This window comes from Stieleria varia (assembly GCF_038443385.1).
GTDB lineage: Bacteria > Planctomycetota > Planctomycetia > Pirellulales > Pirellulaceae > Stieleria > Stieleria varia.
This window is the reverse complement of record NZ_CP151726.1, coordinates 329,677-341,665: the sequence shown is the minus strand read 5'-3', so window position 1 is coordinate 341,665 and position 11,989 is coordinate 329,677. Positions and strand designations below refer to the sequence as shown.

The window sequence follows — 11,989 nt, the reverse complement described above, 5'->3', positions numbered from 1 at the left end:
TGACAGTCAGATCGGCTGTGTGGAAAACACGTTCTAGCCCGAAGGCAATCAAGCCACCATTAGACCCCCGCAATGGATCAAGAGCGGAATATTTCCACCCGGCGATGCCGGAATTGGACAGTTTGGGCCGAACACGGCTTCACCGACCGATGAAAGAGAACCCGCCTGCCGCGTCGAAAACCCGATCCAATCAGGCGGTCGCTCGCCGCCTTCGTCGCAACGACAGGGAACCGGCCAGCAGGCAAATCGCGGCAAGACTTGATGGCTCGGGCACGGCCGAAGCGTTGGAATAGCCGATATCGCGGAGCACGGCGATGTCCAGCAGCGTGAGATACTTGCGGGTACCGTCGGTGATGTTGGGATCCATCGCTACTTCTTGTGCCGAACCGTCCACGACGGAAATGCTCATCAGATTTTCGGCAAAGTGTCCTCCTCCGCCGTCGATGATTCCGGTGCCTGTGCCGTTGAGGGCGATGACTTCGGCACCCGTCCAATCGGTTCCCGAAACGAGCGAATCCCAACTGTCTGAGACCCCCACACCGATTGCGTGCATCGTCTCGTGCAACGCGACGGAGTAAAAGTCGCTCTTGCCGGTAGCGACACTGGTGGTGTGATCGAAATGCCAGTTGGCATTGAGCAACGCGGAGTCATCCGCGTTGCCATCGTTGTCTGTGTCTTGGTCGAACCACAGGTTTCCGATCGTGGGCCCCATGTCGAATGAGTAGGCGGCACCGGCAACCGAACCACTGAAATTCGAGATGACCGGACCGTCGCCTCTTCGGTGGTGGTAGTTTGTCATCGCGTCAGCCACCGCATCGGCGGCGTCGCCGCCACCAACAAATCCCGAGATGTTGATACCCGAACCCGTCGGCCCACCTTGACCCAACGTCGTCCCTCCCAGGTTACGAGCACCAACAAAGATGCGAATCTCGTTGGCGGGCAACGTGGTATCCGCGATGTTTACCGATGCTCCGGTGGACGGGTTGGTGTACGAATACCTGAAATCAAAGTTGAGTTCCGTCGACCCACCGCCGCTGGTGCCAGTGGCCACGTCATTGGTGATCGCGCCGAGGTTGAGATTCAGGACAGCGTTGATGTCCGCCACGGCGGCTTCCAACGCATTCTTGGCGGTTGGGTTGTTGCCAAAGAAGTCCCCATTGGCTTGGTCGTTGCTGTAGTCCAGCACGATTCCGCCGTACGCCGGCGGGGAGATCGCTGATACCAAGGTCAAAACCAAGACAGCGAGTGGGATCTGGATGCGTAACATTTCAGTGATCACAACGGGCAAGGGTACGAAGACTTCTGGCCACCGGCATCGAATCGCCCAGAGTGTCTCACATTCCGAGCCAGGATTCCAGCTTACTGCCGCACTCTGGAGTCTGAAAATACTGAAAATGATGACAGGGCACCGTCGCGATCTCGATATTCTTGCCGTTGACGGTCGTGATGCTGCTGGTGCTCGCCATCAGGTCGTGATTGTCGGCAAAAAATAGGTTCAGAGCCACGTCGGCCGTGGTCGCCAGCAACCGAGTCCAGGGGTTGGCCATCCGCGACGGGTCAAAATTGCCGGCCAGAATGCAGTAACGAGTGGAATCCGGTTTGCCAGCCTTGTGCAGTGCCTTGAGGAAATCGGACCCGGGTGACATGTCGTTCAGCCCGACCGCGTCTCGCTCGATTTTGCGAATGCCTGCGTTGAGAAAGCTGTTGACGATCGCAGGGCAGGCCAAGTTGACAATCGTGGCGGCCAACAGCGGCACCGCCATCTTGGCGCGGATCGCAGGACTGCCAGCAGAGGGCGGCCCCGCCAAGAAACAGCGATCGACAAAGGCACCACCGCCATGTTGCTCGACCATCGATCTGGCGACCAAGGCACCCATGGAAGTCGCAAAGACATCGAGTTCGATCCCGTCATCGGCGTTCATCCCCGCTTCGGTCAATTGCTCCGCCAGCGTCTTTCCGTTTTCGGAAATTGGCGTGTTGTAGCTTTCGTAATCGAATGCCAACACGTGATCGTACCGAGACAACTGGGGACCAATCAGAATAGATAGCTCTGTCAGGATTGTCTTGCTGTCAGATGCAAAACCGTGAACCAGAACAGCAACGCGTTGCCCCGACTGTGGCTGCTGGGCAGTGACGGGGCGATAGCGAACCTCCCCTGAGGAGATCGACTCGGTGCGTTCTTGAGTCCTCAAGGGCTCCGTTGCAACTCGCTCGGTCGGGACGAATCGAACATGATGGAGTCCTAGTTCAGGCGACGGGATTTTGACACTCCGGAACAAATACAATTTGATCGTCCGCAGCAAACTGCGAGTGGTTTCCTGGGACTCATCTTGATCGGCAGAGCCTGCCGCGGGCACCGCGGTATGTGGCAACCACGAGATCTCCAGTCGATTATCTTTCGAAACCGCAACGGGGATGGCTGTTTGGCCATCCCATGCGACGGCCATCAGTGTGCCCTCTGTGTCTTCCTCTCCGTTGAGTTCCAACGTCAGCGGCGAATCGGGTGACAGCGAGTCCAAGTCCGACGCGTCCGCGTTGATCTCGATGGCGACGCCCTCGGGAGCGGTGCTGCTGCGGGTGGTCACGGTGACCGGCATGAGGGTGTCGGTGTTCCACACCATTGCGGTCGGGCGACTAATCGATTCCGCTTGCGTCGATCGTGTGGTCTCCTGCTCGGTCAGGACTTTGATTTCACAGGACAGGCTCTTGGGTGTTGTGACGGTGATGTCAAACTGATCCAGGTCCGTACTCTTGCCTGCCGGGATGGATTGACTGCGTTGGTCATCCGGTCGAACGATCAAATACTCCAGGTCGCTCGTGGTCCAGTCGTGCTTGATCGTCTTTTCCGCTTCCAGGCCGAGCGCCCGAGAACCCGCCATGGCTTGATTGAACAGTTGATCAAGATCAGAACCGCCGCTGGCTCGTGTGCCTTCTTCCTTCTGGTAGGGAACTCTGAGTCCGTTTTGTTGCAGCATCAGGTAGTTGGGTTCATCCTTGGTCGCGATGACCTTGAGAAACTCGCGACCCTCGACAAAGTATTTCTTGGCGTCAGGGTCCTTGGGCCAGCGGAACTTGAGTTTCAGTCCATTTTCGTCTCGCCCCAGCCAGATGGTTCCGCCGGGCATGACACGCTTGAGTGATCCGCCGCTGGTCAAACTGATCAACGGAACGATGGCATAGTCGTAGCCAAAACTGATGACTTCACAGTACAGCGGTTCATCGGAGTGATTGGTGATGCCGATCGCGATGGGGGCATCGATCGGAACGATGGGTATCCCGTCGACGGTCTTTTCGATGGGCTTGATGCCCAGCACGCGACGTCCGTTGTTCTTGTCGTCCTCCGCGCCCATGGTCGCATTGGGCACGATCGCAGTGGGGTCGTCGTCGATCGCATGGATCTCGACGGTGACCTTGCCTTGCAAATGGGTCTCGGTGGAACGGTTCTCCAGTTGCAACACATTGTGATAGCGGCACAGACCTGACAGATCAGCGGCCAACAGATCCAGTTCGTCGACACTGGTCGGCGTGACCAAGAGCTTGCCGGCTCGATCACGCAGGGTGACGTTGTCGCCGTCTTTGGACACACCGATGCGAAAGTCCGAGTTGTCTTTGTCGTCAGTGATCGTGATGTAACCCGCGATGTCCTGCTGAGCCAAGCGATCGGTGATCTCCGATTGCACGAATTCATCGTCGGCCTCGATGAACACGTTGCTGGGGGACAGCGACGATGGCGATCCGATGATGACTGCGCGAGAGAGTTCCGGAATCTGGCGGTCATCGTCGCTGGTGCACAGACTGCGAACGGCTTGGGTCGCCGCCACCGTCATGGTCGCGATCGGAAGAGTATTTGCGTCAACCGTTCGCGTGTTCTCTGGGTAGACGTTGAACTTTGCACCCACGCTATAACCGTGGGCGGCACCCACGTCGATCCAAATACCGTTCTTGCCCGATTCGATGACGGTCACCATGGGGTCACGGGTGACGCGGACGCCGCCGAAGAGCAGCCGATTGCGGTCGCCTTCGCACTGCGGCATCTGAGATCGATACATGCGATGGACTTGGTATCGAACCCGTTCGAACAGTTCTTGATAGGTGATCTTTTCGTCCGGTGGCAGCTTCATCATCTCTTTGGCCAACAGCCAAGTGAACGCGCCCTGCTTGTAGCGACGTTTGTCTTCGAATTTGCTCTCCTCTTTCTTGACCGTGTACTCCTTGGCCGCTTCATAGCTGCGGCAGGCGGCAAAGGCGACGTATCGATCGATCGAACCTGATCCACTGCCTGTGGCGGGCTGATCATCTGATGAACCACGAGTCGTTGCGTGCTCGTCGTCTATTTCGTTGTCGTTATCCACGTCGACAGAGACCGATTCGGTTTTGGGCTGGTCGCTGATCGGTCGGCCGGTCGGCTGAGGACGCTCGTCGGCTTCGCAAACCCGTGCCGTGCCCGGTTCATCGATGTCACGAGTCCCGCTGCCGGAGTTGCAGCAGTCCATGATCACGGTGACGTTGTCGGTGTACTGAGTCAGTTGATCGAGCCATCCACCGATCTCCCAGTCCTTGACGTCAAAGACCTCGCCGACACGGCTATCGTAGGGAACGATGGTTTCGTCTTTGCCATCGGGTTGCGTCCCCGTCGGGTCGGTCGCTCGGCTACCGTGACCGGCGTAAAAGAAAACGAACGCGGGTGACGGTTCCCCAGAATTGGCGTCCCTCCAAGATTTGGCTCGATCGATCAAGTGTTCTTGAAAGGCTTTCGTGATTCCCTCTCGCGTTGCCTCTTCATTGAGCAACATGCGGACGTTTTCATCGGTCGCCCCGAAGCGATCTTGCAGGACACGCTGCATCAACCGGGCGTCATTGACGGCGCCTTTGAGTTTGTGCAGGTCTTCTTTGAGCCAATGATCGATGCCGACAATTAGGGCGACGATGGGTACAGACATGATTCATTCACGTGCGAAGAAGAGGAGCGGTTTGGTGAGCGATGAAGCCATGAGTCAGGAGCGGCTGAGTTGGTGATGAACGCCGAGACGATTTTCAGAATATGTTATTGTGCCCATCGCCCCACGTGGGTGACCCGAACGGATGAGCACCAACGGTACCACAATTACCGAGACCTGCGGCATTCGGGCTCCAAGTTCATTCGATCTTGCGTTACGCAAAAAACAACCCTATGCGATCCGTACGTCAGGCTTTCTAGCCTGACTCGCCCGCAACATATTAACCTTGCAAGTCCGACGTACTTTCGTCGACCAATTGCTGAAACTCAGTTTCAGTGAGAACTTGGACGCCCAACTGGTTGGCTTTGTCCAGTTTGCTGCCTGCTTTTTCTCCGGCGACGAGGAAGTCCGTATTCTTACTGATGCTGCCGGAGGCGCGTCCGCCGAGTTTTTCGATCAGGGCTTTGATCTCGTCGCGTTTGTAGTGCTGCAGTGTTCCGGTAACGACCACGGACTTGCCCGACAGGGGACCACCGGTCGCGTCTTGAGGTGTTTCCGGATCAAACAGTTCGACTCCGACCTCGGCCAATTGGTCGAGCGTTTCTCGCCCGTAATCGCTGTGCAGAAACTCATGCAGGCTTTTCGCGATCGCATCGCCGATCTCATGGATGCCGGCCAAGTCCTCCACTGATGCACCGCGAAGCTTTTCCAGCGTCTCGTACTTGCCCGTGATGATCCGGGCGACACGCGGACCGACGTGGCGGATGGAAATGGATGAAAGCACACGTGCGAGGCCGCGTTTTCGACTGGCCTCGATCCCGTTGATCAAGTTGGCTGCATTCTTTTCGCCGACCTTCACGTCGACCATTGCACCGTCCTTGCCCTTGCGTTGCTTCAGCCAGTCCAACTGGGCGACTTGATCGACGCTTAAGCGATACAGGTCGGCATAGTTGCTGACCAAATCTCGCTGGATCAGCAAGTCCACGAACTCTTCGCCAAGACCATCGACATCCATTCCGGGTCGACTGCCGAAATAGATCAACCGCTGACGCAATTGCGCCGGGCAACTTGGGTTGGAGCAACGGATGTAAACGCCTCCTTCGTCACGCGACAGCGGCGTGTCGCATTCGGGACAATGAGTGGGGAAGCGAAAGGGCTCCAGTTCGGTTTTGCGAAGGTGCTTTTCGACACGCACGACTTTGGGGATGATCTTGCCCGCTTTTTCCACCACGACCACATCTCCGACACGGACGTCCAGACGCTGAATTTCATCGGCGTTGTGCAGCGATGCGCGAGAGACAGTCGTTTCGGCAATGTCGACGGGAGTCAGGTGCGCGACGGGAGTGACCGTGCCCGTCTTGCCGACTTGGACGCTGATGTGTTCCAGGGTCGTTGTGGCTTCGTAGCGTTCGAATTTGTAGGCGATCAACCAGCGGGGACTCTTGCTTCGCATGCCCAGTCGTTCTCGTTGAGCAAAGTCATTGACCTTGAATACGATCCCGTCGACTTCAAAGGGCAGGTCGGGCATTTCCAGCTCAAGCTTTGCCACTGCGTCCAGTGCCGCCTTGGAATCTGCCAGCAGTTGCACGTTGGGTGTGGGCGGGATGCCCAGCTCACCGACTTCGTTTAAGAATGACATGTGGTCGCTGGACTGAAGCCCGTCGATTTCGCCCACGCCGTGGCAAAAGAACCTCAAGTTACGTTGAGCGGCGATGGCCGGGTCGAGCAAACGAATGGTGCCGGCGGTGACGTTGCGAGTGTTCTTGTAGGGCGGTTGTCCCGCCGCGACTTGACGCTCGTTCAAATCCGCCAGGTCTTCGTTGGTCATGTAGACTTCGCCACGCACCTCCAGGACCGGGGGGGCGGACTCGCCGGTGGTTCTGAGCGGCAGGTCGCGGATGGTGCGTACGTTGTGCGTGATGTCATCGCCGACGCTGCCGTTGCCGCGAGTGACGCCCTGGGTCATCACACCGTTTTCGTAGCGGACCGATGCGGCGACCCCGTCGATCTTGTACTCCATCACCCAAGCGATCGATTCACCCTCGAGCAGTTTTTCCGTCCGCGTGAAGTAGGCCGCCAGCTCCTCTCGGCTGTACGTGTTGTCGATCGACAACATCGGGACACGATGCTCGACTTGATTGAGATGTTCGACCGGCGCATCACCGACGCGTTGGGTGGGCGAGTCCTCGGATCGCAACTCGGGATGCTGCTCCTCCAGACGCTTCAGTTCCTCCAGCATCCGATCGTACTGCAGATCGCTGACCGCGGGCGTTGCCTCGACGTAGTACAGGTGATCCAGCCTGCGGATTTCCCGGCGAAGTTCTTCGATGCGTTTCGAGGGTGAGGACATGGGAGCTTGGCCGTTGCGGAGAGGAGGCAGTTCGGAGCAGGCAACATCATTGCCCAGACGAGCGACGCTGACAATTCAGGGAGACCCCAGAGGAGTGCTGCCGGGGTAAACTGGGAAAATCTTTTCAGATTGATGTAAGAAATTGCCGTCGGGCTGCCACTGATGGATCTGTCGACTGTTTCGACCGACCAAGGGAACTGAACTGGATTTTGCCTGAAACCGACGTCACCTCCACCGTCGCGACACCGCCCCACGCCGCAGATCGACTGCTGGTGGAGGATCTATTGCGCGGAGACGCCGGCGCTTGGCAGACCTTTGTCGATCGCTACGGCCGTTTGGTTCGCTCACGGGTGGCCGATGTCGCCCACTCGTTCGGTCGAGCCGGTGACGATTCCGCGATCGATGATGCGACAGCGGAGGTGTTCGCGGCTCTGCTGGGCAACAACGCTGCGGTGCTGCGGGCATTCCAAGGACGATCTTCGTTGGGAACCTATGTGGCGGTGATCGCAACGCGAAGTGCGACGCGGGGATTTTCGCGACGAAGGATCGCTGTGGGCTCGCCCGGTCAACTGCTGGATTTGGATCTCGCGGTCGATCAGGGTGTCACCGATCCGTCTCAGCGAGCAATCCGTCGTGAACAGAATCATCGGCTGCATGTGCTCCTGGAACGATTGCCGGAGAAGCAGCGGGAGATCGTGGAGAGGTTTCATTTGCACGCGGCCAGCTACACCGAAATCAGCCAATCGCTGCAGATACCGATCGGATCGATCGGACCCACGTTGCGTCGCGCCGAAGCGAAGTTAAGGCAATGGATGGAAGAGGAAAACCTGTAAGACAGTGGCAAGCCCAAAATTCCCTTTCCGAATATCAACAACAGAAAACCATACGTGAATCGACGAACACTCCTAGCCGCCATCAACCGCCACCTGCGAGAAAGCCTCGCGGAGACGGGAGAAGTGCGCCCGTTGGGAGAGATCGTGCAACGGGTGCTGGATGATCCCAGTATTGCTCATTCAGGGCAATCTACATCTCTGATTGTGCCATTGGAGAGAGTCGCTGCGTTTGTCGATGGCAAGCTTTCGCTCGGAGAGTCCGAAGAATTGTATCGGGCGGCGATGTCGGATCGTCGCGTGTTGTCGGAAATCATTGCGGCCACTCGCTGCGCTGAAGAGTCCGTTGATGCGATGCCCTCATTGAGCGATTCGCTGTCGGCGCAGCTGATGACGATGTGCAGTGTGTTGGCCGGGAACGCATCGGAGTCAAACTTGATCGATACGCCCGGGCAAGACCGCGTCGCGTTGCCTGAGTCGTTACCGAAAACTGAGTTCATTTCTGTAGCTCCGGAGAAAGCATCGCCGGCTCGACGACGCCGTGCATCCCACTCGACGCGAAAGATCGCGGTCGCACTGTTGGCAGTGGCAGCAGCCGTCGCAGTGTTCTTCGTCTGGCGGCAGCGTGACGGCGCTCGGCTGCCCAATGAAAGCGAGTTGACGCGAACCGGTAGTTCGCCCGAAATCATTCCGCCCGAGACCGACACGGATGCGCTGCCCAGCCCCCAAGATCATCGTGAAGTTGTTCCCGACGATTCGCCGAGCACGCGTTTGGCCGACGATGGGTCTACCACACCGCCGTTCGCTCCCGAGCAGAACGATCCTATGGTGGGACCACGCAATGCAGCGCAGCGGAATCCCAGCCTGGACGTGCGTGGCCTGGACGTGCCTGGCGCGGACGTGCCCAGTACTTCGATCGTGGTCGATCCTGCCGATTCCCAGCCGCCCCTTCGCGTCGTCCCCATGGCGCCAGAGAACGTGTTGGCGCCGCCCGCATTGGCCGCAATCGGTGAGTTGCGTTGGACACGCGTGACGGGATTGTTGGCACAGCAGAGCCCCCCGTCGCCGGCGGAGAGTGCGTCCCAACGTGGACTGTCATGGAGCGGAGTGAGCGAAGGGTCGACGACAACGCTGCCCTTGCATTCGGAAAACGAGCCGGCCGGTATCGTTCCCGATCGTTCGGGACCTGAGACGCTGCAAACGTTGCCCCTGTGTCGCGCCGAAGCCGAGCTGGACTCTGGAGGCCAATTGGTGATGGATGGTGATACCACGATGCGATTGGCCGGTGGAATGTCCGGCGCGTCTGCGGATTTGGAGCTGCAATTCGGATCGGTGGCTTTGGTCGACATTCCGATCGGTACCGTCGTTCGTTTGCGTGACGCGAATCAAATTGTTGCAAGTCTGACCTTTGAGACCAAAGCAACGGCGGTGTTGCAGCAATCCTCCCTCGGCGTTGAGATCACCGTGAATGGTGGGACCGTGCAGATCAATGATCGCAAAGCAACCGACGCAGCGATGCTGGTCGTTGACAATCAAACGATCCAGGACATGCCCCAACCCAAGCGAATGCCCAGGTGGGTGAACCAACCGATTCACTCGATCCCGATCAAACCGGTTGTGCTGGGACAGATCTCGACAAGCAAAGATGTCGCCCGTGGCGTCAATGAGCAGATTGCGGTGTTGGCCAATGGACGCAACCCGGATGTCCCGGCGTTGGAGTTGCTGGCCAGATGGCAAGTTTCGCTGGCGGGCACCAACGCATTGCGACTATTGAATCGTCCCGTACCAATGGTTCGGGCGATGGTATTGGAAAGAGTGCTGACATTCTCTCCACGAGATCCTCGCTACGCAGGACTTTGGCGAACCGTGGGTGCGTCGGTGAACGACCCGACCCGACTGAATCGCCTGAAACGGCTTGCATTGATGGCCCAGAACGGAGAGGTCCCGTTGGCCGCGCAAATCAGCGGCTTGGTGGATGACTTGCGAGCCCCCGACGTGGTGTCACGCGCGATGGCGGATTACCTACTGCGATATTTCTACCGAGGCAGCAGTCAGCCGCTGCCGGTCTACGATCCCACCGCGAACAATGCCGCCTTGCAGCGAATGGCCAACGGCTGGCGGCAATTCGTTGGTCGCTGACATCGTTGGTTGCTAACAACGTCTACCGGTGAACTTTCCAGCGTCGGTTTCTGAGTCGAGGTGGCGCGGCAACATGGTCGATGGGCTACGATGTGCGTTTCTCCCCTCCCAACTGACGGACTCGAACAAATGGCTGACGATTCTAGCACCCCCACAGATTCCCTCACCAACGATACCCATGGCAAGGCTGCGGGGGCTACTTCGGCGTCCGGCGGAGGTGGCAGCTCGGTGCTGAAACTCGCCGGCATCGGCGTGGGTGCGATCGCGATTGCTGCGATCGTGCTGGGTGGAGTCTTTTGGAAAACCCTGCAAGACAGTCAGTCACGGGAAAATAAACTCAATACAGCAGGCGCCCAGTCGGCGTCGGCCAACGACAGCGGATCCTCCAATCAGGGGCCAGCCGCAATGGGACGTGACTTGGGGCCTAGTTCGGGACATAGCTTGGGGCCTACCTCAAGTCCTGACGCGACACCTGACTCGGACGAGCAGAGTTCTGAAGCACGCCCCGAGGTAGGAACCGATGGCGATGGTGAATCCACCGAGCAACCTGCAGGCGAGTCCAGCGGCGGGTGAAACCTCTTCGCCGATCGATGCCAGGTTTTCGTTGGACGATAGAATGGTTATCAAATGCGTGTGGCCGAGCTGAAACGCCCCCTTTCCCACCCACTTGGATTTCCCCGTGAACGTCAGCGACTTTTTGGATCACCACTATCGTCACTTCAACGCCCGTGAGACCGTGGCAGCGGCTCGTGCCTATCGGTCTTTGCTGAGCGAGTCCAACGGCAAGATGATGGTCACGTTGGCCGGTGCCATGAGTACGGGTGAAATCGGTCTTTCGTTGGCGGAAATGATTCGTCAGGACAAGGTCCATGCGATCACATGCACGGCCGCGAACCTGGAAGAAGACATTTTCAATCTGTTTGCCCACAACGAGTACCGGGTCATCGAAGACTGGCGAGCTTTGTCGGCCGCGGATGAACAGGCTTTGCTGGACGAAGGTTTCAACCGTGTGACCGACACGTGCATTCCAGAGACGGTGATGCGGCACATCGAAGGAAACCTGACACGACGATGGGCGGAGACGGCAGCATCGGGTACCCCCAAGATGCCTTGCGATTTCATGTACGAGATCTTGGACGACGAAAGTCTGACGCAACACTATCAGGTGCCACGCAGTGACAGTTGGCTGGCCGCAGCCAAGGACGCCGGCATCCCCGTCTTCACACCTGGTTTCGAAGACTCCACGCTGGGCAATATCTTTGCCGCTCGCGTGATCGACGGCACGGTTCCAAATCACAATGCGATTGTTCACGGAACCTATCAGATGCAGCGGCTGGTTGAGTGGTACAAGGCAACCTCGCCCGATCATCCGATCGGATTCTTTCAAATCGGCGGCGGCATCGCGGGCGACTTTCCCATTTGTGCGGTGCCGCTGATGCGTCAGGACTTGCGTGAGGACATTCCGCTGTGGTCTTACTTTTGCCAGATCAGCGATGCGACCACCAGCTATGGCGGATACAGCGGAGCCGTTCCCAACGAAAAGATCACCTGGGAAAAACTGTCACTGGAAACACCCAAGTTCATGATTCAGAGTGACGCGTCCATCGTCGCGCCCCTGATCTTTGCCTACGTTCTGGGATGGTGAGCAGCCAGATCTCAGTTGCAGATCTCGGTTGGGTTGTGCCGGTCATGCCAATAGGTTGGCCATTCTGACGACGTGATGACCTCACAGA

The 11,989-nt window shown here is 58.0% G+C and carries 7 protein-coding genes; 4 read left to right on the top strand and 3 right to left on the bottom strand.

Translation table 11 applies throughout. The features are described from left to right. Positions 1-190: 190 nt before the first annotated feature. From Pla52nx_RS01310 to ligA, 3 genes are all read right to left on the bottom strand, one after another. Positions 191-1,267, bottom strand: coding sequence for a PEP-CTERM sorting domain-containing protein (locus Pla52nx_RS01310; protein WP_146517758.1), 1,077 nt, complete (start codon positions 1,265-1,267; stop codon positions 191-193). A gap of 67 nt (positions 1,268-1,334) precedes the next feature. Then, a complete protein-coding gene (locus tag Pla52nx_RS01305; protein ID WP_146517757.1) occupies positions 1,335-4,940 on the bottom strand; it encodes a caspase family protein in 3,606 nt (1,201 codons plus the stop codon). Between the two features lie 277 nt (positions 4,941-5,217). After that, positions 5,218-7,287, bottom strand: coding sequence for an NAD-dependent DNA ligase LigA (gene ligA / locus Pla52nx_RS01300; RefSeq protein ID WP_146517756.1), 2,070 nt, complete (start codon positions 7,285-7,287; stop codon positions 5,218-5,220). A gap of 209 nt (positions 7,288-7,496) precedes the next feature. On the opposite strand from ligA, the gene Pla52nx_RS01295 reads away from it, so the two are divergent. The 4 genes from Pla52nx_RS01295 to Pla52nx_RS01280 all read left to right on the top strand — a co-directional run bounded on the left by Pla52nx_RS01295 (position 7,497) and on the right by Pla52nx_RS01280 (position 11,901). After that, a complete protein-coding gene (locus Pla52nx_RS01295) occupies positions 7,497-8,120 on the top strand; it encodes an RNA polymerase sigma factor (RefSeq protein ID WP_197454154.1) in 624 nt (207 codons plus the stop codon). 54 nt (positions 8,121-8,174) lie between these two features. Beyond that, complete coding sequence (locus tag Pla52nx_RS01290; RefSeq protein WP_146517754.1) at positions 8,175-10,256, top strand: hypothetical protein; 2,082 nt, start codon at positions 8,175-8,177, stop codon at positions 10,254-10,256. A 129-nt stretch (positions 10,257-10,385) separates the two neighbouring features. After that, on the top strand, positions 10,386-10,829 hold the full coding sequence (locus tag Pla52nx_RS01285) for a hypothetical protein (protein ID WP_146517753.1): 444 nt from the start codon (positions 10,386-10,388) through the stop codon (positions 10,827-10,829). A gap of 106 nt (positions 10,830-10,935) precedes the next feature. Further along, positions 10,936-11,901 carry a deoxyhypusine synthase family protein gene (locus Pla52nx_RS01280; protein WP_146517752.1) on the top strand — a complete coding sequence of 322 codons (966 nt, stop codon included), beginning with the start codon at positions 10,936-10,938 and terminating at the stop codon, positions 11,899-11,901. The last annotated feature ends 88 nt before the right edge of the window (positions 11,902-11,989 follow it).